Origin of the sequence: Gordonia sihwensis (assembly GCF_029632925.1) — a bacterium.
Classification (GTDB): Bacteria; Actinomycetota; Actinomycetes; order Mycobacteriales; family Mycobacteriaceae; genus Gordonia; species Gordonia sihwensis.
Genome location: NZ_CP121248.1, coordinates 4,193,450 through 4,214,395, shown reverse-complemented (window position 1 = coordinate 4,214,395; position 20,946 = coordinate 4,193,450). Strand labels below are relative to the sequence as shown.

Sequence of the window (20,946 nt, the reverse complement as noted above, 5' to 3'; positions counted from 1 at the left end):
GAGATTCGTCCGTGAAAGAGGCCGTGAGAACCGTCAGCCCAGGCCGTCCCGCGTGGGGAAACCGAGCGCGGCCAGGCCGCCCGCGTTCAGGAAGTCGGTCAGCGACTGGCCCATCAGCGCGTGCACGCCGGTGAGCGGGCTGAAGTAGATGACGCCGTTCTCCAGCACCTGCACCAGACCCGGCAGTCCCTTGCCGTCGGTGAGCAGTTCCGGTTTGGCGACGGTGCCCGTGGAGCCCTGCGAGTTGTCGCTGCGCTCCAGATTCACCTGCTTCAGATCCACCTGCTTCGCGGTGAGCTGCTTGAGTCCCTCGGTGACCAGTTTCTCCAGCATCGGGGTGACCTCGCCCACGATGCCGGTCACGTCGGGCAGTCCCACCGCCGACAGCCCGGGCACGATCTGGTTGAGGACGGCGCCCAGCGGGCTGAGGTCGAGCAGTCCCCCTCCCGGCGAGTCCGGTCCCACCTGCGGCTTGACGATCTTCGGCATCGATTTCTGGCCCCGCACGGAGAACCAGTCCGATTTCAGTTGCAGCTTGACCCGCGCGTCGTTGCCCGAGGCCTCCACCGTTCCGCCGGTGCCGGTCACCCGGACCTTGACGACGCGGCCGCCGCCTTCGCCGAGACCGTTGGCCTCGATCACCTCGAAGCTCTTGAGCGACCCGACGCCGAACGCGGAGCCGATGCTCGACGCGCTGACGGTCGCGGACCACGAGTGGTCGGGTGCGATGGAGTCGCCCGCATCGCGGACGGCCGGGAAGAGTCCGCCCGCGGTGTACCCGCCGGTGGAGGCCGAGAACTCGGTGAGAGCGGGTTTGCCGTTCAGCAACCGGATCTGCCCGGCGGTGGCGTCGGCGGCCCGGCTGGTCCGGGGATCCTCGCCGGAGGCGCCGTGATACATCTGGGACGCCTGGGTGTTGTCGATCTTGCGACCCGCGGCCAGTCCGGCCAACACATAGGAGCGCGCCGCGACCGCCTGCGCCTTGAGGGCCTCGAATCCGCCGGTGTCACCCCAGGACGGCATCGACTCCTTGGGGATCACACCCTTGACGTAGTCGTCCACGTGCAGCTTGTTGTAGACGCCGCCCGGACCGATGCCGATGGAGCCGCGGTACTTGTCGCCCCCGTTGCAGAAGGTCAGCAGTTCCTGGTCCGGCCGGTTGGTCCCCGGGTTGATCGGGTCCACCTGCGTGGCCGGAACAGTGCTGACGACGGCGCCGCCGCAGCCGTCGGTGATCGTGGCCGTACCCCCGGACAGGCTGACCGCCTGCCCGGGAGCGACCGTCTGCGTGCCTACGCGCATTCCGGCAGCCGCATGAACACCGACCGACGCCTTCTCGCTCAGCGAGACCGTGACGTCGGGGGTGCTCACCTTCCCCGCGACTGTGTTTCCGTAGTAGTGCCGGAGGATCTGATCCGCCGACCACCCCTGCTTCGCGTAGCCGTACGCACCCCACTGGCCCAGACCGCGTCCGTGCCCGTGCCCGTGCCCGTCGAGGACGATCGGCGTGTTCGCCGCCAGGGCGACCCCGTCGGAGGAGAACACGTCGGTGCCGCCGACGACCAGACCACCCGCGAGCAACGCGGGCGCCAGGCCCAGGGCAGCGAAGGTCAGAGTTCGCTTCTTGGCTCGGCTCGGTCGAACATTCGGCACAGCACAACCCCTTATGGCGGGACCACTGCATGCGTGTGGCCCGTGTGACTAGTGGGACTCCTGTGACAGTAGTGACCAGACTGCGGACACGACAAGTTCAGACGGTCACAACCGAGTCACGCTTTTAGAACCAGCGTTCGAGGACCTGGGCGACACCGTCGTCGAGGTTCGACGAAGTCACTTCGTCGGCCGCCTCCGCCGCTGCCGGATCGCCGTGACCCATCGCCACGCCGTGCGCCGCCCACCGCAGCATCTCGGCGTCGTTGGGCATGTCGCCGAACGCTATCGGTGCCCGTCCGTCGACGTCCGAATGCTCCACGAGCCACGCGAGCCCTGCGGCCTTGTGCGTTCCGGCCAGCGAGAACTCGATCAGGCCGGTGTCGATCGAGAAGGTGATCTCCGCCAGGTCGCCGACGCGCGGCGCCACCGCCTCCGCCATCGCGCGCGAGGACATGCTCGGCATTCGTGCCAGCAGCTTGACCGCAGGCGACGCGGCGACCTCGTCCTGGCTCACATAGACGTGATCGGGATTGAGCCAGGCGTGTTCGTAGCCCGGCGTCGCGACGAACGGCGGCGTCGCGGTGTCGTGGGCGGAGCCTCCGGCCCGCTCCGCGGCGAGCCCGCATCCCGGCAGTACGTCCGCGCAGATCTCGGCGATCCGAGCGAGTGCGCCGGGTTCGAGGGTCGCGGCGTGCAGCACCGTGTCGGTGGCGACGTCGTACACGATGGCGCCGTTGGCACAGACCGCGTAGCGCACGGCGGCGGGGGTGCCCGCGAGTTGATCGGTGATCTCGGGAATCCAGCGTGGCGGGCGACCGGTAGCCAGAACCAGTTCGACGCCGCGCTCACGGGCGCGGCGCAGCACCGAGACCGTGCGGCCGGAGATCCGGTTGTCGTCGTCGATCAGGGTGCCGTCGACGTCCGAGGCGATCATCGTCGGCGTCGGCGAGTCGGTGGTCATTCGGATCGGCTCCCCCGTTTCGCTGCGCGACGTCGCGCCTTCTCCGCTGCTTCCGCGTCCTCGATCACCAGTGCCTCCGCGGGTGTCGGCGCACAGCCGCCGAGTCTCTCCGGCAACCAATCGGCACCGGCGGGCGCCTCCGGGTACCGGTCCTGCACCCGGTGCAGAAGGACGGTCATCGTCTCGCGCAGTCGGGCCGTGCCCACGGCGGGATCCTCGTCGGCGGAGAAGGTCATCGGCGCACCGAACTCGACGTCGATCGGGATGCGATGGAATCCGATCCGGCGCTTGGCGCCCTTGGTCCATTGCCGCTGTGCGCCCCAGACGATCGTCGGGATCACGGGTACGCCGGCCTCGGCCGCCATCCGCACAGCTCCCGACTTGAACTCCTTGAGTTCGAAGCTGCGGCTGACCGTCGACTCGGGGTACACGACGATGAGTTCACCGCCGCGAAGCGCGTCGACGGCGGATCGATATGCGTCCCCGCCCGCTGAACGGTCCACCGGCACCGCCCTTGCGTGTTTGACGAGAAATCTCATGATGCCCAGGTCCATCACTTCGGACTTGATGAGGTACCGCCCGCGTCGACCGCGCCGGTAGAGCCCCAGACCGGCCGGAATGAAGTCCACGTAGCTGGTGTGGTTGATCACCACGACACCCCCGCCCGCGGCGGGAACGTTCTCGAGGCCGAAGTAGCGACGCCGAACCCCCTGCGCCAGCATGATCGATCCGGCGATCCCCTCGAGGGTTCGATAGACCGGCTCCATCGTCAGTCCGCATCTCCGGACGCCTCGCGCCGAGCCCTCTTCGCCGCCTTGGCCTCGGCATCCGCGCGGTCCATCGCGTTGGCCTCCTCGAGCGTGGGGGCACCGCCGCCGCGCGCCGCGGGCACCCAGAACTCACCCGCCGGGTACTCGCCGTAGCCGTCCTGCAGTTCGGTGAGCTTGGCCCGCATGGAGTCGAACAACCGCTGAGTCAGTTCCTCCGGCGTGCCCTCCGGCCTCAGCGGCTCGCCGACCCCGACCATGATCTTGAATCCGGTCCGGCCCAGCTGCCGCGGATGTCCCTTGGTCCAGATCCGCTGCGCTCCCCAGATGATGGTCGGGATGATGGGCGCGCCCGACTCCAGCGACATCCGCGCCGCTCCGGACTTGAACTCCTTGAGTTCGAAGCTCCGGCTGATCGTCGCCTCCGGGTAGACGCCGACCAACTCACCGCGCTTGAGGTAGTCGACGGCGTCGCGATAACTCTGCGCACCGTTGGCGCGATCGACCGGGATGTGCTTCAGGGACCGCATGATCGGTCCGCCGACGGCGTTGTCGAAGACCTCTTTCTTGGCCATGAAGCGGACGTACCGCCGCGGCTTCTGCAGGAATGCGGGAATGCCCGCGAAGGTGAAGTCGAGGTAGCCGGTGTGGTTGATGGCCACCACCCCGGGACCGTGGGCCGGCATGTTCTCCACACCGGAGATATCGAACTTCAAGCCCTGGGCGAGCCAGAGCAGACGGGCGGTGGACACGACTCCGGCGTACACGGGTTCCATGTCAACAGAGCTTAGTCACCGGCTCCGACACCGCAGGACTCCGCGAGGCGTCGTCGCCGGCTCCCGCGCTCATGCGAGCGATCGACTGATCACCAGCCGCTGGATCTGGTTGGTGCCCTCGAAGATCTGGGTGATCTTCGCTTCGCGCATGAATCGCTCGACCCGGAAGTCGCGCGTGTAGCCGTTGCCTCCGAACACCTGGACCGCGTCGGTGGTCACCTTCATCGCCGCATCCGTCGCCACCAACTTGGCCACCGACGCATTGCGCGAATACGGCAGTCCGGCGTCGCGGCGCCGTGCCGCGTCCAAGTACGTCGCCCTCGCCGAGTCGACCGCCGCGGCCATGTCCGCGAGCAGGAAGCCGAGGCCCTGGTGGTCGATGATCTTGCGGCCGAAGGTCTCGCGCTCCTTGGCGTAGGCCACCGCTTCGTCGAGGGCCGCCTGTGCGATGCCGGTCGCGACCGCCGCGATGCCGAGGCGTCCCGAGTCCAACGCACTGAAGGCGATCTGAAGTCCCTGGCCCTCCGCACCGATCCGGCGCTCGGCCGGCACCAGCGCACCGTCGTACCGGGCGGAGGTGGTCGGCACGGCGGCCAGGCCCATCTTCTCCTCGGGGCGCCCGAAGCTGAGGCCCTCCGTGCCGTCCGCCACGAGGAAGCAGGAGATTCCCTTGGACCCCTCGCCGGTCCGGGCGAACAGGTTGTAGAAGTCCGCGACGCCGCCGTGGGTGATCCACGCCTTCTCGCCGGTGATCCGGTAGTCGTCGCCGACCGCCTCCGCGCGGCATGCCAGGGCCGCGGCATCGGATCCGGCCTGCGGTTCGGACAGACTGTACGCACCGATGCTCGCCCCGCCGAGCATCTCCGGAAGCCAGCGTTCCTGCTGTTCCCGGGTGCCGAAGGCGAACAGCGGATGACATGCCAGGCTGTGCACGCTCACTGCGACGCCGACCGCCGCCCAGCGCGCCGCGATCTCCTCGAGTACCTGCAGGTACACCTCGTACGGTTGGCCTCCGCCGCCCCACTCCTCGGGATACGGGAGGCTGAGCAGCCCCGCCTCGCCGAGCTTCGCGAACACGCCCTCCGGATACTTCTCCGCCTTCTCGTGCTCGTCGACGATCGGAGCGAGCACCTTGTCCGCGATGTCGCGCGTCAGGTCGATCAGATCGCGGGCTTCTTCGGTCGGCAGCAGGCGGTCGACGGGCACGTCGGACTCCTCGGGATTCGAAAGCGAACAGTACTGGGAACGGTTTCAGAGTACTGCCGGGCCGGCAGTACTACAAGACAAGGAGCAGTACCCCTGGTCAGTACTATCGAACCCATGTCCGCGCCGACCGATCCCGACTTCGCCACGCGACGCCGCTCGCAGTTGTTCGACGAGTTGCTCGCGATGTTCCTCGAGGAGGGCTTCGCCCACTTCACCCTCGACGCCATCGCCGGGCGCCTGCGGTGCTCCAAGTCGACGCTCTACACGCTCGCCGCCAGCAAGGGCGAACTGGTCCGCGCGACCACCATCCACTTCTTCCGCCGGGCCACCGACGACGTCGAGGCCGCCGTAGCGGAGGCCGCGTCGCCGCGCGAGAAGATCACCGCCTATCTGGAGGCGGTGGGCGACGCACTCGGCGGGGCCTCGCCTGCGTTCATGACCGATCTCGCCGCCTTCGCTCCGGCGAGAGAGGCGTACGAGCAGAACACCCGGATCGCGGCGGCGCGCGTGCGGGAGCTGATCGACGAGGGCGTCGCCACCGGCCAGTTCCGGGACGTGCACGCGGCTTTCGCCGCCGACCTGGCCGCGACCGCGATGGTCCGGATCCAGCAGGGCGACGTGCGCGCGGCCACGGGCCTCGACGACGCCGGCGCCTACCGCGAATTGGCGGCGCTCCTCACAGCGGGGATCAGCGCCTGACCCGGATCATCCGCGGCCAGGTCAGCGCCCAGGCGACCGGTCCGGCCATCGCATCCAGAAGTCCAACTCGAGCGGTCCGGTGCCGGGTTCGGCCCGGTACGGCTCGAAGTCGGTGATCCCCTCCGCGGCGAGCACGTCGTCGTCGATCAGGCACCGGCCGGTGAACTCCGCCGCGGGCTTGGTCAGGACCGCGTACGCGGCGTCGCTCATGATGTCGGCACTGCGCGCACCCCGGAGCATCTCCTCGCTGAGGAGATTGCGGACCGCCGCGGTCGCGATCGAGGTCCGGGGCCACAACGTGTTCGCGGCGATGCCGTCCGCGGCGAGCTCCCGCGCGAAGCCGAGCGTCAGGATGGTCATGCCGAACTTCGACACGGTGTACGCCGCCCCGACCTGATCGAACCATTCGGGCGCGAGGTCCACCGGGGGCGAGAAGGTCAGGATGTGCGGGTTCTCCGACTTCCGCAGGTGCTCGATCGCCGCCTTCGAGAGTGCGAACGTGCCGCGCGCGTTGATGTCCTGCATGAGGTCGTACTTCTTCATAGGGATGTCGTCGGTGGCGGTGAGATCGATCGCCGATGCGTTGTTGACCACGATGTCTATGCCGCCGAACCGCTCCACCGTCTGCGCCACGGCGCCGGCGACGGACTCGTCGTCGCGGACGTCGCCCACGATCGGCAACGCCCGCCCGCCGGCCTCCTCGATCGCCGCGGCCGCGGTGTAGATGGTCCCGGGGAGCTTCGGGTGCGGCTCGGCCGTCTTGGCGAGCAGCGCGATGTTCGCGCCGTCGCGCGCCGCGCGAATCGCGACAGCCTCGCCGATGCCGCGGCTGCCGCCGGAGATGATGAGCGTCTTGCCGCGCAGTGAACCCGTTTCGGTCATGGTCGCCTTCCTGTCCACCGATCCGAGCCGTGACGGCCCAGATCGATCGTTCGTATCCGATCCGAACGTAGAAGGCTCGGACGCGTTCCGTCAATAGCCCGATCCACGCACTTCAAGCCCGTTAAAACAGACCGTCAGTCCTTTCGTGAACCGCTCCGATCGCACACGGCAGATTTAGTATCCTTAAATCCATGAACGATGATTCGGCGTCGGCCGCCACTATCGAAGCCGAGCTGGGATCGCGGATCCGAGCGGCACGCCTAGCTCAGCGGCGGACTCTCCGCGATCTCGCCGCGGCGGTCGGCGTCAGCACGGCCACGCTCAGCTTGATCGAGAACGGGCGATCCGGGCTTCGCGTGGCTCGGCTCGCCCGGATCGCCGACGCACTCGGACTTCCGCCGGCGGCGCTCCTGTGCCCCGAAGTCCCCGAACCGCCGGCTCCGGGGCCGCCCACAGCCGGCGGCATCCTGCCCGACGACGGCGACTGGCGACGGTACCGCCCACTCGTCCTCGATCCCGTTCTCGCCGCAGCGCTCGACGAGATCGTCGAAGTGGGATACCACGGCGCGACCATCCGCAGCATCGCGAACCGGTGCGGAAGCACGGTCTCGGCTCTCTACACCAGGTATGAGAACAAGCAGCACATCCTGATGACGCTGCAGGAGCTCGCCGTCAGCGCGGCGACCGACCGCGGCGCCATCGCCCGCGCGGACGGCCGGAACCCCGTCGAACGCTTCTGCTTCCTGGTGGAGCATCTGGCATTGCTGCACACCTACCGGCGCGAGCTCGCGTTCATCGGCACCAGCGAACTGCGCAGTCTCGATCCGGAGAATCGGCGCCGGATCGCCGGACGCCGCACCGATCTGCAGCACATGGTGGACGAGGAGGTCGACGCCGCCGTGCGCGCGGGGCGGTTCCACCCGGACCATCCGCACGAGGCCTCGCGCGCGGTCGTGACCATGTGCACGGCGATCTCCGGCTGGTGGCGACCGGGCGGCCCGTTGTCGCCGGAGCGGGTGGCACAGTTGTACGTCGGCTTCGCACTTGACCTGATGCGCGCCGATCCGCGATAGCGACGCCGGTCACGGCGCGACGATCTGCCCCCACCGCCGACCGTGCTCGGCGATACCCTGGAACAACAGCCCCTGCGCCACCCGAAAGGCAGCACCCCGTGCAGATCACCAGCATCGGCCACGCCGGATTCCACATCCAGACCGCAGCCGGATCGATTCTCTGCGATCCCTGGGTCAACCCCGCGTACTTCGCCTCCTGGGTGCCCTTCCCCGACAACTCCGATCTGGACTGGAAGGCGCTCGGCGACTGCGACTACCTGTACGTCTCGCACCTGCACCGCGACCACTACGACGAGCAGAACCTGCTCGAGAACGTGAACAAGGACGCGACCGTGCTGCTGCCGGACTACCCGGTGCCGGATCTGCGCCGCGAGCTCGAACGCCTCGGCTTCACGAAGTTCGTCGAGACGCAGGACTCCACGAAGCACACCGTCTCGGGACCCAAGGGCGATCTGGACATCATGATCATCGCGCTCCGCGCGCCCGCCGACGGCCCCATCGGCGACTCCGGTCTGGTGGTCGACGACGGCGAGACCGTCTGTTTCAACATGAACGACGCCCGCCCGATCGATCTCGACGTGATCGCCGACGAGTTCGGCCGCGTCGATGTGCACCTGCTGCAGTACTCCGGCGCCATCTGGTACCCGATGGTCTACGACATCCCCCGCAAGTCGAAGGCCAACTTCGCGATGCAGAAGCGCCAGCGCGGCATGGACCGCGCACGCTCGTACATCGAGCAGGTCGGTGCCACGTGGGTGGTCCCGTCGGCCGGGCCGCCGATGTTCCTGGACGACGACCTGTTCGGTCTCAACGATTTCAACACCGGCAGCGATGCCGACAAGGCCAGCATCTTCCCCGATCAGGCGGAGTTCCTGGAACAGATGCGCACGCACGGCACCGACGACGGGGTCAAACACCGCGGACTGATGATGGTCTCCGGGTCGGCGGCCGACTTCGCGGGAGACGAACTTCGCGAGATCGTGCACCCGTATCCCCCGGAGACGGTTTTCGGCGAGAACAAGAAGGCCTACCTGGAGGCGATGAAGGAGAAGTTCGCTCCGGTCATCGCCGCGCAGAAGGCCACCTGGGCCTCGCCCGACGGACCGTCGCTCCTGGAACCGCTGCGCGAGAAGTTCGAGCCGATCATGAAGCAGTCGGACCTGATCTGCGACGGCATCGGCTACCCCGTCGGTCTGGTGGTGGGAGAAGAGACGTACGTGCTCGACTTCCCCAAGCGGACGGTGCGGATGCGCGAGGACGGCGACGGCAAGTACCGGTACGGATTCCGGATCGCCCCCGAGTTGGTGCGCACGGTGCTGCGCGACGACGAACCCGACTGGGTGAACACCATCTTCCTCTCGACCCGGTTCTCCACCTGGCGGATCGGCGGATACAACGAGTACCTGTACACCTTCTTCAAGTGCCTCACCGATGAGCGCATCGCCTACGCCGACGGCTGGTTCTCCGAGGCGCACGACGACTCGGCGTCCATCGAGCTCGACGGGTGGGAGATCCAGCGCCGCTGCCCGCACCTGAAGGCCGATCTGAGCAAGTTCGGCGTGATCGAGGGCGAGAAGCTCACGTGCAACCTGCACGGCTGGCAGTGGGATCTGGCGAGCGGGCGCTGCCTGACGTCGAAGGGACACGAGCTGCGAGCACAGCGTGCCGAGCCCTAGTCCGGACGCCCCCAGCCGGTGCTATGCCGGCCGTTCACTGGCCGAGCGGAGGGCTGAGCGGCGGGAACGGTTCCAGGAGGCCGGCCTCGAGCTGTTCGGCACCCTCGGCTTCTCCTCCGTCACGGTCTCGGCGCTGTGCGCCGAGGCCGGATTGTCGCGCAGACAGTTCTACGAGGAGTACTCGAGCCGGGAGGCGTTGCTCGCCGAGGTCTACGACAAGATCCAGGAGCACGCACGCAAGACTGTCGTCGACGCGGTGCGGGCGCTCGGGGAGACGAATCCCCGCGAGGCGGCGCGCGCGGCGATGAGCGCCTACATCGACACGATCGCGACCGATTCGCGAGCTATCCGATGCTCCTTCATCGAGGTCGTCGGGGTCTCCGCCGAAGTGGAACGGCGTCGTCTCGCCGGTCGTGTGACATGGGCGCGGTTCATCGCCGACACGATTTCAACGATCCCGGGAACCACGCGCAAAGACTTCGACTACGCCGCGACTGCCTTCATCGGCGCGCTGACCTCGGTCGTTCACCGCTGGGGGACGGCACAGGAGCGTCCGGACCGGTCGGAGATCGTAGATCTGCTGTCGGACATACTCGTTCACATCGCAATCGACCGCACTGACTAGTGCACACAGCCGGTTAACCGTGATAGCTTTGGCACAGGTTCTGAGACGCTAGAGTCTCACACCGCGTGCTCGGTCCGGGTGGAATCGGGGCTCTTGGGAGGGAGCTGCTCGGATCGCCGGAGGGCGCGGCGCCGGTTTGGGGGAGAATCCGCAAACTGCGCCGCGCTTTCTCTTGCCACAGGTCAGGACGGATTCAGCACACCGGTCGCGACCAGGACCGCATAACCGATGAAGGCCACGGTGTCGATCAGCGCGTGCGCCAGGACGAGCGGCCAGAGCCGCCCCGTCGCCTGATACCAGCGTCCGTACACCAGACCCATCACGAGGTTGCCCGCGCCGGCACCGACGCCCTGGTACAGGTGGTAGCCGCCGCGCAGAAGCGCGGACGACGCCAGCGCACCCCGCTCTCCGACGCCCAACTGCCGTAGCCGGGTCATGAAGTAGCCGACCACGACGACCTCCTCGGCGAACCCGTTGCCGAACGCCTTCATCGCCAGAACCGGGATCCGCCACCACAGACCGTCGTCCGGCGCCGCCACGAGCTGCGAATTCCAGCCCATCGCCTGAGAGAACGCGACCAGCGCCAGACCGGGCAGTCCGATGATCGCCGCCAGGACTGCGGCGGGCGGCACATCCGCACGCACGGGCCGCCCGAGGCCGATCCGCCGAAGGCCGATTCCGCTGCGCCACAGCAGGTACGCGCCCAACCCACCGATCGCCAGCAGGCGGACCACGCTCATCGACTGACGGATCACGTCGATCGCGGCCACCGACGAGCTCACCGGGTTGAGGGCGACCGTCGTGTCGCCGATGCCCGCGGTGAGAGCGTTCTCCGCCAACGACAGCACCGCGTACACGGCCGAGAACCCGAAGGTGAGAACGCCGACGAGGATCAGTTCGACGACGATCGCACGCCGTTCGCGGCGGTCGTCGACGCGTCCCACGGCAGGCGCGGGCGGGTGGACGAAAGCCCGCAGAAGTCCGCGGATGCCGCCCGCCTCAGAACTCACCGCTCCAACGGTAGCGGCAGCACTGAGGCGATGCGTTCAGTCCTCGCCGAAGCAGGGATGCAGGGCCAGCGAGTGAATCGCCGCGGACAGTTCCGGGATGCGGGAGACCGGGCGGGCGAACGGCATCCGCACGTCTTCATCGCGATTGCCGACCTCCACGCGGAAGGTGATGCCGAACCGGTCCAGGCGCAGCGGCCGGGCGCGCCCGCCTCGGATGTGGTCGGGCAAGCGCTGAGCGAGTTGGCAGATGAGGTCCTGGTGATCGGCGTCCAGGTGCACCAGCCAGTCGTTCTCGAACTCCCAGAACAGATCCGGACTCGCGGCGGCGAGCGCGTCCACGTCGACGCCGCCCGCCCCGGTCGACGTCGCTATGACAGCCGACTCGAGCGCCATTCGCATGAGGCTGTAACCGTGGCCCACGTCGAGCAGCTTCTCGTCCGGGTGGTCACCGGCGATCTCCACCGCCAGGTCGCGCTCGAGCCGTGCGGGCATCTCGTGAAGCGTGCCCGACAACCAGATCAGCGACCGCACCCGCTCGCGCATCCTGACCGGTGCGACGTCGATGACCTCGACCATCGCCGTGACGTCTCCGCCTTCGCGGACCAGGCGCAGCGCCGGCGTCTCGTCGGGAACCAGGAGAAAGGCGTCGCTTTCGAACAGATGGACCATCCCGACCGAATCGCACCCCTTCGGCTCGGTCGCCGCACCGTCCGGCGCACTGACCGACAGCGTTCCCGAATGAGCACGACGGCAGGCCGTCTGGATCAGTTCGGCATCGCACGGCGCGAGGATCGTGTTCACGTCCACCTCCAGGAAACGGTCTAATTAGCTAAGCCTAACTTATGCTCACCTAACCTAACCTGAGGGCTTTTCGCCGTCAACGCCCCGGCCGCACGGCCGGTTTCTCTCGACTACTGTGAAATGGTGCCCGTCTACGCTTACTTCGGCCCCGCCGGCACGTTCACCGAGATGGCGCTCGATGCCGTCCTGCGCCGACGCGGCGAGGCATCGACGGCGACCAAGATCGCGGTGAGCAATCCGCCGGCCGTCATCGATCTGATCCGCAGCGGGGGCGCGGACTTCGGCTGCGTCCCCATCGAGAGTTCGCTCGAGGGAGCGGTCCCGGCCACGATGGACGCCCTGTCGCCGAGCGCCGGCCTCCCGCGCGTCCAGGCGTACGCGGAGGCGGCTCTCGACATCTCCTTCACCGTCGCCGCGGCAACGCCCATGGACCCCGCCGACGTGCGGACCGTCGCGGCGTATCCGGTGGCCGCGGGTCAGGTCCGCCGCAGCATCGAAGAGCTGTTCCCGCGGGCCGAGGTGGTCGTCGCCACCTCCAATTCGGGCGCAGCGCGCGACGTGGCCGAGGGTCGCGCCGACGCCGCCGTGACCACGGCCGCCGCGGCGCGGATGCATGAGCTGGCGACGCTGGCCGACGGCGTCGCCGACTCCGACGACGCCGTCACCCGGTTCCTGCTGCTGGGGCCTGCGGGGCCGCCGCCGGAACCGACGGGAGCAGACCGCACGTCGGTGATTCTGGACCTTCCGAACACGCCCGGAAGCCTGGTCGCGGCGATGAACGAGTTCGCGATGCGCGGCATCGACCTGACCCGTATCGAATCGCGGCCGGTCGGCCCCGGACAGTACCGTTTCTATCTCGACGCGCGAGGCCACGTTCGGGACGCTGCGGTCGGCGAGGCGCTCCGCGCCCTGCACCGCAGTGCCGAACGTGTGGTCTTTCTCGGATCGTGGCCGGTCGACCCGCAGTTGGCCGTGACCACGGCCGCGACACCTCCCGACCACACCGAGTCACGCGAGTGGTTCCACCGTCTTCTTTCTGGGGAACTCTAAAGACATGGCAAGGCTTCACCTGGTCCGGCACGGCGAGACCACGTCCAACGTGCTCAAACGTCTCGACACCGCACTTCCCGGAGCGTCGCTGACCGATTTCGGCGCGCGACAGGGCGTGCGGTTCGGGCTCGAACACCCGCTGACCGACTCGGCGGTGCTGGTGAACTCTGTCGCCAATCGGGCGCAGCAGACCGCGGAACTGATCGGATCGGTGTGGGACTCGTCCACCGAGACCGTGGAAGGCGTCCACGAGATCCAGGTCGGCGACCTCGAGGGGCGCAGCGACCGCGAGGCGCATGAGCAGTTCCACGAGATCGTCGTGCGCTGGCACCGGGGCGACCTCGACGCCCGGCTGCCCGGTGGCGAGTCGCTGGAGATGCTTCACGACCGCTATCTGCCGATCATCGACGATCTGGCGTCGCGGTACCTCACCGGCGAGAATCAGCGGGACGTGTACCTGGTCTCCCACGGTGCGGCGATCCGGCTGATCGCCGCACACCTGACGCGGCTCGACCCGGAGTTCGCCATGAAGAACTACCTGAACAACACCGGTTCGGTGGAGTTGGAGTTCACCGGCGATCTGTGGGTCTGCCACCGATGGGGCGAAGCCGCACTGCCGGACGCCGACGGTTCGGACACCGCACCCGGCTACGAGGATCCGATGGGCTGACCCGGCCCCGGCGGCCTGATCCGGTCAGCCCCACCCGTTGGCGTGCAGCCACTCGTCGCTGATACCGAAATGGTGCCCCACCTCGTGCAGCACGGTGATCGCAACCTCTCGGCGTAGTTGCTCGGCCGAATGGCACATCGCGAGGAGCGGCTCGCGATAGATCTCGATCGTGTCGGGCAGGAAGCCGCTGTACTCGGTGGTCCGCTCGGTGAGCGCCACACCCGTGTACAGGCCCAGGATGCCGGGATCGTCCTCGTTGTGCGGACGCACCAGGATCACGACGTTCGACATGGCGTGCATCAGCTCCTCGGGGAGGAGGTCGAGCGCATCGCCGACGAGGTTCTCGAACTCTCGCTCCGACATCCGCAGCGGCATGTCAGCCGCCTGCCGGCGCGGGAAGCTGCGCGTCGTTCGGCGTGTAACCGGGAGGCAGTGGCACGGGCTCGCCCACCGACCGTCCCGGCGGGCCGACGTCGACCGGCTTCGGACTGCCGCCGTTGATGAGCAGCGTGTCCGGTCCGCCGCGAGCGTCGCCGACCAGGGTCGCGAAGCCGCCGCGGTCGGGCAGCGCCGCGTAGCAGACCACACGCCGGCTTCCCGTCAGCCAGCTCACCTCGGAGATCACCGACCACTGCACGTTGAGCGTGGTCGCCTTGAACTTCTGCGCGCCGCCGAAGAACCTGTTCGTCTGCGTCGGGCAGATCGTCTTCAGGTAGTCGTTCTGATCCGCGACGCTGGGCCACGGCTTGCCGGAGTTGCGGCCCCCGAAGCGCTGGGACAGGTCCACGGTGCCGGTCACCTGGAAGGCGTGGGGTTCGGCGCAGTTCACGACGCTGCTGGTGGCCTTGCGGGTGGTCTTGTCGATGCCGATGCAGGTGCCGTCGGGCCATGCGAACGACTGGTCCACATCGCGGACGCGGCCGGTGAACTCCTCCTGGCCGCCGCCGGCACCGGGTTGTTCGATTCCGCAGCGCAGACTGCGCACGCCGCGTTCCCACTCCACCTTCGACGGGAACATCAGTCCGGGCGAGAGCCGGCCCTGCGGATCCAGTCCACCGCCCAGGTAGCGGTCGACGATCACGCCGCAGCTCTCATCGCGGATCGCGGCGAAGCGCTCCGGTCCGGGCCACGGTGCCTCCGAGGAGAACTCGGAGCTCGGGAACGCGGAGGTGTCGAGCACACCGGCCACTTCGAACCGATGCGGCGACTCGCACGCCACCGCGCTCGGCTCGCCGGGTGTGTCGGCGCTCCAGGTGAGGCAGTCGCCCGCCTCGGATCGGGTGAAGTCGTTCTCCTGCGCGGGCGATCCCTCACCGATGACCGACGAGCCGACATCGCCGACGTCGTCGAAGACACCGGTGCCGAGCATCACTCCGCCCGCGGCGAGCGCACCGACGAGCACGGCCCCGAGCACCAGCCGCAACGAATTCTTCGGCATCCGGTTGCGGGAGTCGGCCGGCTCGCGGCCGTCGGCGGGCTCGGGCCCCCCGTCGTCCCCATCGCGCTCTCCGCCGTCACCGTATCCGTCGTCACCGTATCCGTCGTCGCCGTGTCCGGCGTCACCGTAGTCGTAGGCGTCCTCCGGTTCGACGCCCCACTCCTCGACGTCGTCCTCGACCTCCGCGTCGTAGTCGTCGAGTCCGGCCGTCGGCTCCGGCTCCCCGCCGATCTCCGGGAGCTCTGCGGTCGCCTGCTCATCGCCTTCGACGGCACCGACCGGCCCCCACACGTCGGCATCGCCGTCGACGACGGGGCGGGCCTCGTCGTCGCCGCGGCCGTCATGCATCGGTTGATCCCTCTTCGAAGTCATCGCGTTCCATCATGCCTGGTCGTTGCTCGCCTCGTGTTCCGAGTAGGGTTCAACGTGTGATCGACCTGAAGATCGTGCGTGAGAACCCCGACCTTGTACGTGCCTCCCAGCGTGCCCGCGGCGAGGATCCCGGACTCGTCGACCAGCTCCTGGAGGCGGACGCGGCACGGCGCTCGGCGATCGCCGAAGCCGACGCCCTGCGCGCGGAGCAGAAGTCGCTCGGCAAACTCGTCGGCAAGGCGTCCGGAGACGAGAAGACCGCTCTGCTCGCCAAGGGCAAGGAACTGGCCGAGCAGGTGAAGGCCGCCGTCGCGAAGCAGAACGACGCCGACTCCGCGTCGCAGGCCGCGCACCGCGCCATCTCGAACATCATCACCGATGCCCCGGCCGGTGGCGAGGACGATTACCTCGTCCTCGAACACGTCGGTGAGCCGCCCGCCATCGACGACCCGAAGGACCATCTCGAACTCGGAGAGAGCCTCGGCCTCATCGACATGGCCCGCGGCGTCAAGGTGTCGGGTTCGCGGTTCTACTTCCTCACCGGTCTGGGCGCGATGCTGCAGCTCGGTCTGCTCAACATGGCCGCGGCGAAGGCGACCGCCAACGGTTTCACGCTGATGATCCCGCCGGTCCTGGTGAAACCGGAGATCATGGGCGGCACCGGCTTCCTGGGCGCGCACAGCGACGAGATCTACCACCTCGACGAGGACGACCTGTACCTCGTCGGCACGTCGGAGGTGCCTCTCGCCGGGTACCACAAGGACGAGATCCTCGACCTCTCCGGCGGACCGAAGCGTTACGCGGGCTGGTCCACCTGCTTCCGCCGCGAGGCGGGGTCGTACGGCAAGGACACCCGCGGCATCATCCGCGTGCACCAGTTCGACAAGGTGGAGGGCTTCATCTACTGCAAGCCGGAGGACGCCGAGGCCGAGCACCAGCGGATTCTGGGCTGGGAGAAGGACATGCTCGCGGCGATCGACGTGCCATACCGAGTCATCGACGTCGCAGGCGGGGACCTGGGCAGCTCGGCCGCCCGCAAGTTCGACTGCGAGGCATGGGTTCCGACGCAGGGGACGTACCGCGAACTCACCTCCACGTCCAACTGCACCACCTTCCAGGCACGACGACTCTCGGTCCGCTACCGGGACGAGAACGGCAAGCCTCAGATCGCGGCGACCCTCAACGGCACCCTCGCGACCACCCGGTGGCTGGTCGCCATCCTCGAGAACCATCAGCAGCCGGACGGTTCGGTTCGCCTTCCCGAGGAACTCGCGCGGTTCGTCGGGGTGGAACACATCCGACCGGTGTAGTCGGCATTCCGGACGTCGTCGTCCGCGCCCTCTCGAAACCGTTTCATCCGTGCCGTCGCCGGGTATCCGACGGCACGGATGAAACCGCCAGAGAGGACCTCGGGTCGATGGACGTGCCACAGAGACTGATCGATCGCATCAGCGAGTTCGAGGAGGCCGATCGGGCCGCAGCGCCGCTCGCCGGTGCGGTACACCGCGTGACTCGGCGCGATGCGGTGAAGAACGCACTGTCGGGCAGCGCACTCGGCCATCAACTGCATCCGGTGCTGACCGATCTGCCGATCGGCGCCTGGACGATGGCGTCCGCGCTCGACTACTTCGGCGGCACTCGTCACGCGGACGGCGCGAGGCGGCTGGTCGCGCTCGGTGTGCTCAGCGCTGCGCCCGCCGCCGCGGCCGGAGCCTCCGATTGGTCGGATTCGTACGGCGGCGACCGGCGGATAGGCCTCGTCCACGGCGTGATGAACCTGGCGGCCACGGGTGTGCACGCCAGCTCATGGGTGGCCCGGATGCGCGGGCGATCGAAGGCGGGGGTGGCGCTGAGCACGATAGGCCTCGCCCTCACGGCGGGGGCGGGATACCTCGGCGGCCATCTCTCGTTCGCCCGCGGCGTCGGCGTCAACCGAACCGCATTCGAACCAGCGGTCACCGAGTGGACGCGAGTGGCGGCGCTGCACGAGCTCGAGGAACGCAAACCCCTGCGTGTCGAGGCCGCGGCGGTGCCCGTCGTTCTCGTGCTCGTCGACGGCCGCGTCCATGCGCTCTCGGCCACGTGCACCCACGCCGGGGGCCGGCTCGACGACGGGATGGTGATCGATGAGGATTCCGGCCCGTGCCTCGTGTGTCCGCTGCACGGCAGTACGTTCCGTCTCGCGGACGGCGGCATCGAGCGAGGGCCGGCCGCGGTGCCGGAGCCGCGCTGGCAGGTGAGAATCGACAGCGGTGAGATCTGCGTCAGCCGGCGGACAGTGCCTGCGGCGAGAGCGTTCTGACCAGATTCCTGGCCCATTCGAACTGGCGCTCGGCTTGTGACAGACACTGATCGACGAGCGCGGAGCACTCGGAATCGTTGGTAGCGGCGGCGCCTTGGCCGAGGATCTCCCACTGCATCGTCAGCCCTGCGATCCGTTGACAGACGCCGCACAATTCGGCGACCGGCAGAAGCGACGCGGGAAGCTCTCGGGCCGGAGTCTCGAACACGCTCGACGGGCCGACGGCGGCCTGAGTGTCGAACGCCGCCTCCGACTCGACGCCGCGAGCGACGGCCAGCGATCTGACGGCACCGGCGTGATTGCGCGACCAGGCCGCGAGATCCGCAGCGAGATAGTGGATCTCAGGGTCGGTCGGGTGGTCTCGTGCGATCGATTCCAGCTCCCCGGCGAGAAGTCGTTCGGAGCGCTCGAGTTCACGAAGGAGGATGCCCAGGTTCTTCATCGCGTCCCCTCGCTCTCCCCGGAGAGCACTGCGATGGCGGCGGCCGCGGTTTTGAATATCGGTTGCTTGGACGCCGGATCCCAGTCCGTGAGCGTCAGCTCGTTGGCGGCCCGGTCGTGAGCTGCCGGTGATTCCAGGTCCCAATAGCCGTAATGGAAGGGCAGAAACAGCACCCCCGGTCGAATGTCCGCGATCCGTGCGGCGGCGCGCACCGTGCTGCGGGGACTTCGGATCTCGACCGGATCGCCGTCGCGAATGCCGTGGGTGGCCGCGTCTGCCGCTGACAGCTCGACCCACACCTCCGGGGCCGCACCGTTGAGTTCCGGTGCCCGGGCGGTCTTGGTTCGGGTGTGGAAGTGGTAGACGGTCCGCCCCGTGATCAGGGCGAAAGGGTATTGCGCCGACGGTGGTTCGTGCGGCGTCTCATAGTCTGCGGACTTGATCAGCGCGCGACCTTTCGGATCGTTCGCCCGGTACCGGGTGGCGTCGACGGGACATCCGGTGATCAGGTCCTTGCCGTACGTCTCGCACTCGTCGGCCGCGGTCCAGAAACGACCGTCCGCATAGAGACGTGCCGTGCCGCCGGGCGCGGTGTCCGTGCACGGCCACTGCACGCTGCCCTGCTCACGCAGCCCCGCATAGCTCATGCCGCTGTAATCGCAGAGTCTGCCGGCGCTGCACCGCTTCCACGCTTCGAACACGGCCTCCGCGTTCGACCACGGCGTCAGCGGGCGGCCGTCTCGGTCACGGAAACCCATCCGTCGCGAGAAGTCCAGAAAGATGTCCAGATCCGCACGGGCCCCTCCGGGTGGGTCCACCGCCTTCTCCGACAGGTGCACGGTGCGGTCCGCGTTGGTGAAGGTACCGACCTTCTCGCCCCACGCCGCCGCGGGCAGCACCACGTCGGCGAGCACGCCGGTCTCGGTGAGGAAGATGTCCTGCACCACCAGGAACAGACTCTCCTTCGAGAGGATCGACCGTACCCGGCGCAGCTCCGGCATCGAGACAGCGGGATTGGTCGCGGAGACCCAGAGCATCTTCAGCGATTCCTGCTCGGCGTACCGGAAGATCTGCATCGCGTGGGTCGGCGGCGCGAAATGCGGGATCGTCGCCGCATCGACGTTCCAGACCGAGGCGAGCTCTCTCACGTGCGCGGGGTTGGCCCAGTTCCGAAAACCGGCCAGGTCGCCGTCGGCGCCGCACTCACGGGTGTTCTGTGCGGTCGGCTGCCCGTTCATCTGCAGTACGCCGCAGCCCGGACGTCCCAGCATTCCTCTGAGCAGGTGGATGTTGTTGACCTGCACCGCCGACGCCGTGGCTTGATGCGACTGGTAGAACCCCTGCAGGACCGTCGACAACAGTCTCTGGGCTTCGCCTATCAGCCTCGCCCCATGCCGGATGTCGTCGGCCCCGACTCCGCAGATGTCTGCTACTCGCTCCGGCGGGTACTGCGAGACGAGGGCGGACAGGTCCTCGAATCCGACGGTGTGTTCCCGGATGAATTCGTCATCGATCCACCCGTTGACGATGAGTTCGCGCAACAGACCGTTCATCAGTGCGAGGTTCGTTCCGGGCAGGGGCGCCAGATGGACGCTCGCCCGTCGCGCGACCGCGGTTGTCCGCGGGTCGACGCAGAGGAGCTTCGGCGGATCCGGAGCCGCGAGACGGTCGAGTATCCGCATCCAGGTGACGGACTGGGTCTCCGCGACGTTGTGCCCGAACAGCGCGATGACGTCCGCATGGTCGACATCTGCCAACGTACCGGGTTGGCCGTCACTGCCGAACGATTCCTTCAGTGCTTCACCGGCGGTAGCGGTGCACAGGCGAGTGTTGCCGTCGAGGTGGTTCGTACCGATCCCGGCGCGGGCGATCACGCTCAGCGCGTAGTACTCCTCGAGGAACAGCTGGCCGGATGTGTAGAACCCGATCGAACTCGGGCCGCTGGAGTTCAGCAGGTCCTCGGCGTGTTCGGCGATCCGGCTCATCGCGGTGTCCCAGTCGGTGGGGACGAGTTCACCGTCCTTGCGCACCATCGGCGTGCTGAGCCGGTCCGGGGAGGCGTTGGCCTTCCAGCCGTAGCGGTCTTTGACGTCGAGCCTTCCGCGGTTGATCCGGTCGTCGGCACGGCCTCGGATTCCGACGATCCGACCTCTCCGGACGGCGATCTCGAGGCCGTCGCCATTCGAGTGAAGAACCGACGCGGTCGGTACCCAACAGTCCACGTCGTCTGACGTCGTGCCGGCCGCCAGCTCGGTATCGACCCGTCGCGGCCACATCTGGGCCCTCTCGTACGGGGTGCGCGGCCCCCAGATGTCGGTCACGGCCATCACTCCCCTGCTTGACAACGCTGTCGCTGCCCAGCGGGTACCCGACCGAACCGCTCTGAAACCTCGGCGAATCTCGACGCGACTCCCCGAGGAGAAGGCTCTCGCGGTCGTACGTGGGCGTACGAGCGCGCGCAGCCGATGCCGACGGATGTTTCGTCTCCGGGGTCCGCGGGCATTCCCCGTGAAGTCCTCCACCGACCTGCAAAGACCGAGATC

Annotated in this window: 20 protein-coding genes; 8 read left to right on the top strand and 12 right to left on the bottom strand. The window is 68.1% G+C overall.

The genetic code is table 11. The features are described 5' to 3' along the window. Positions 1-33 precede the first annotated feature (33 nt). The 5 genes from P5P27_RS20015 to P5P27_RS19995 all read right to left on the bottom strand — a co-directional run bounded on the left by P5P27_RS20015 (position 34) and on the right by P5P27_RS19995 (position 5,363). On the bottom strand, positions 34-1,653 hold the full coding sequence (locus P5P27_RS20015) for a SpoIID/LytB domain-containing protein (protein WP_006897134.1): 1,620 nt from the start codon (positions 1,651-1,653) through the stop codon (positions 34-36). 124 nt (positions 1,654-1,777) lie between these two features. Then, positions 1,778-2,614, bottom strand: coding sequence for an HAD family hydrolase (locus P5P27_RS20010; protein WP_278125757.1), 837 nt, complete (start codon positions 2,612-2,614; stop codon positions 1,778-1,780). Further along, a complete protein-coding gene (locus P5P27_RS20005; RefSeq protein ID WP_278125755.1) occupies positions 2,611-3,381 on the bottom strand; it encodes a lysophospholipid acyltransferase family protein in 771 nt (256 codons plus the stop codon). Before P5P27_RS20005 ends, P5P27_RS20010 begins: the two co-directional genes overlap by 4 nt. Before the next feature lie 2 nt (positions 3,382-3,383). Further along, the gene (locus P5P27_RS20000) at positions 3,384-4,157 is read right to left on the bottom strand and encodes a lysophospholipid acyltransferase family protein (protein ID WP_006897137.1); all 774 of its coding nucleotides are present in this window, start codon (positions 4,155-4,157) and stop codon (positions 3,384-3,386) included. A 69-nt stretch (positions 4,158-4,226) separates the two neighbouring features. Beyond that, on the bottom strand, positions 4,227-5,363 hold the full coding sequence (locus P5P27_RS19995; RefSeq protein ID WP_006897138.1) for an acyl-CoA dehydrogenase family protein: 1,137 nt from the start codon (positions 5,361-5,363) through the stop codon (positions 4,227-4,229). Between the two features lie 114 nt (positions 5,364-5,477). Between P5P27_RS19995 and P5P27_RS19990 the strand changes: the two genes are divergently transcribed. Further along, complete coding sequence (locus tag P5P27_RS19990; RefSeq protein ID WP_006897139.1) at positions 5,478-6,062, top strand: TetR/AcrR family transcriptional regulator; 585 nt, start codon at positions 5,478-5,480, stop codon at positions 6,060-6,062. A 21-nt stretch (positions 6,063-6,083) separates the two neighbouring features. On the opposite strand, the gene P5P27_RS19985 is transcribed toward P5P27_RS19990, so the two are convergent. Then, positions 6,084-6,944, bottom strand: a complete 861-nt coding sequence (locus P5P27_RS19985; RefSeq protein WP_006897140.1) for an SDR family oxidoreductase — start codon at positions 6,942-6,944, stop codon at positions 6,084-6,086. Positions 6,945-7,135: 191 nt separating this feature from the next. Here P5P27_RS19985 and P5P27_RS19980 point away from each other — a divergent pair, with 191 nt between their 5' ends. The 3 genes from P5P27_RS19980 (at position 7,136) to P5P27_RS19970 (ending at position 10,318) form a co-directional block, all read left to right on the top strand. Further along, positions 7,136-8,017, top strand: coding sequence for a TetR-type transcription factor C-terminal domain-containing protein (locus tag P5P27_RS19980; protein WP_278125750.1), 882 nt, complete (start codon positions 7,136-7,138; stop codon positions 8,015-8,017). A gap of 98 nt (positions 8,018-8,115) precedes the next feature. Then, complete coding sequence (locus tag P5P27_RS19975; RefSeq protein WP_006897142.1) at positions 8,116-9,693, top strand: MBL fold metallo-hydrolase; 1,578 nt, start codon at positions 8,116-8,118, stop codon at positions 9,691-9,693. Beyond that, positions 9,680-10,318 carry a TetR/AcrR family transcriptional regulator gene (locus tag P5P27_RS19970; RefSeq protein WP_045538145.1) on the top strand — a complete coding sequence of 213 codons (639 nt, stop codon included), beginning with the start codon at positions 9,680-9,682 and terminating at the stop codon, positions 10,316-10,318. Before P5P27_RS19975 ends, P5P27_RS19970 begins: the two co-directional genes overlap by 14 nt. 182 nt (positions 10,319-10,500) lie before the next feature. Here P5P27_RS19970 and P5P27_RS19965 read toward each other — a convergent pair whose 3' ends face one another. Beyond that, entirely contained in the window at positions 10,501-11,328 is an 828-nt protein-coding gene (locus P5P27_RS19965) for a CPBP family intramembrane glutamic endopeptidase (RefSeq protein WP_006897144.1), read from the bottom strand. A gap of 36 nt (positions 11,329-11,364) precedes the next feature. Beyond that, positions 11,365-12,135 (bottom strand): DUF2470 domain-containing protein, encoded by a 771-nt coding sequence (locus P5P27_RS19960; protein ID WP_278125747.1) that lies wholly within the window; start codon positions 12,133-12,135, stop codon positions 11,365-11,367. 114 nt (positions 12,136-12,249) lie between these two features. On the opposite strand from P5P27_RS19960, the gene pheA reads away from it, so the two are divergent. Next, positions 12,250-13,179, top strand: coding sequence for a prephenate dehydratase (pheA, locus tag P5P27_RS19955; RefSeq protein WP_006897146.1), 930 nt, complete (start codon positions 12,250-12,252; stop codon positions 13,177-13,179). A 4-nt stretch (positions 13,180-13,183) separates the two neighbouring features. Then, positions 13,184-13,849 carry a histidine phosphatase family protein gene (locus P5P27_RS19950; RefSeq protein ID WP_278125744.1) on the top strand — a complete coding sequence of 222 codons (666 nt, stop codon included), beginning with the start codon at positions 13,184-13,186 and terminating at the stop codon, positions 13,847-13,849. Between the two features lie 24 nt (positions 13,850-13,873). Here the strand turns inward: P5P27_RS19950 and P5P27_RS19945 are convergent, their stop codons facing one another. Beyond that, the gene (locus P5P27_RS19945; protein ID WP_006897148.1) at positions 13,874-14,224 is read right to left on the bottom strand and encodes a metallopeptidase family protein; all 351 of its coding nucleotides are present in this window, start codon (positions 14,222-14,224) and stop codon (positions 13,874-13,876) included. Between the two features lies 1 nt (position 14,225). Then, a complete protein-coding gene (locus P5P27_RS19940; RefSeq protein ID WP_278125742.1) occupies positions 14,226-15,635 on the bottom strand; it encodes a septum formation family protein in 1,410 nt (469 codons plus the stop codon). An 80-nt stretch (positions 15,636-15,715) separates the two neighbouring features. Here P5P27_RS19940 and serS point away from each other — a divergent pair, with 80 nt between their 5' ends. Continuing rightward, complete coding sequence (serS, locus tag P5P27_RS19935; protein ID WP_278125740.1) at positions 15,716-16,969, top strand: serine--tRNA ligase; 1,254 nt, start codon at positions 15,716-15,718, stop codon at positions 16,967-16,969. 107 nt (positions 16,970-17,076) lie between these two features. Then, positions 17,077-17,961 carry a Rieske (2Fe-2S) protein gene (locus P5P27_RS19930; protein WP_278125737.1) on the top strand — a complete coding sequence of 295 codons (885 nt, stop codon included), beginning with the start codon at positions 17,077-17,079 and terminating at the stop codon, positions 17,959-17,961. On the opposite strand, the gene P5P27_RS19925 is transcribed toward P5P27_RS19930, so the two are convergent. Continuing rightward, positions 17,924-18,403 (bottom strand): hypothetical protein, encoded by a 480-nt coding sequence (locus P5P27_RS19925; RefSeq protein ID WP_278125735.1) that lies wholly within the window; start codon positions 18,401-18,403, stop codon positions 17,924-17,926. The genes P5P27_RS19930 and P5P27_RS19925 overlap by 38 nt on opposite strands. After that, positions 18,400-20,730: a molybdopterin oxidoreductase family protein gene (locus P5P27_RS19920; protein ID WP_278125733.1), complete on the bottom strand. Its 2,331-nt coding sequence runs from the start codon at positions 20,728-20,730 to the stop codon at positions 18,400-18,402. Before P5P27_RS19920 ends, P5P27_RS19925 begins: the two co-directional genes overlap by 4 nt. Positions 20,731-20,946 lie beyond the last annotated feature (216 nt).

Bases quoted from the DNA above. Each gene is read 5' to 3' on its own strand.
- P5P27_RS20010 (WP_278125757.1), bottom strand. From the start codon at position 2,614: ATGACCACCGACTCGCCGACGCCGACGATGATCGCCTCGGACGTCGAC.
- P5P27_RS20005 (WP_278125755.1), bottom strand. From the start codon at position 3,381: ATGGAGCCGGTCTATCGAACCCTCGAGGGGATCGCCGGATCGATCATG.
- P5P27_RS20000 (WP_006897137.1), bottom strand. From the start codon at position 4,157: ATGGAACCCGTGTACGCCGGAGTCGTGTCCACCGCCCGTCTGCTCTGG.
- P5P27_RS19990 (WP_006897139.1), top strand. From the start codon at position 5,478: ATGTCCGCGCCGACCGATCCCGACTTCGCCACGCGACGCCGCTCGCAG.
- P5P27_RS19985 (WP_006897140.1), bottom strand. From the start codon at position 6,944: ATGACCGAAACGGGTTCACTGCGCGGCAAGACGCTCATCATCTCCGGC.
- P5P27_RS19980 (WP_278125750.1), top strand. From the start codon at position 7,136: ATGAACGATGATTCGGCGTCGGCCGCCACTATCGAAGCCGAGCTGGGA.
- pheA (WP_006897146.1), top strand. From the start codon at position 12,250: ATGGTGCCCGTCTACGCTTACTTCGGCCCCGCCGGCACGTTCACCGAG.
- P5P27_RS19950 (WP_278125744.1), top strand. From the start codon at position 13,184: ATGGCAAGGCTTCACCTGGTCCGGCACGGCGAGACCACGTCCAACGTG.
- P5P27_RS19945 (WP_006897148.1), bottom strand. From the start codon at position 14,224: ATGCCGCTGCGGATGTCGGAGCGAGAGTTCGAGAACCTCGTCGGCGAT.
- P5P27_RS19940 (WP_278125742.1), bottom strand. From the start codon at position 15,635: ATGCATGACGGCCGCGGCGACGACGAGGCCCGCCCCGTCGTCGACGGC.
- P5P27_RS19930 (WP_278125737.1), top strand. From the start codon at position 17,077: ATGGACGTGCCACAGAGACTGATCGATCGCATCAGCGAGTTCGAGGAG.
- P5P27_RS19925 (WP_278125735.1), bottom strand. From the start codon at position 18,403: ATGAAGAACCTGGGCATCCTCCTTCGTGAACTCGAGCGCTCCGAACGA.
- P5P27_RS19920 (WP_278125733.1), bottom strand. From the start codon at position 20,730: ATGGCCGTGACCGACATCTGGGGGCCGCGCACCCCGTACGAGAGGGCC.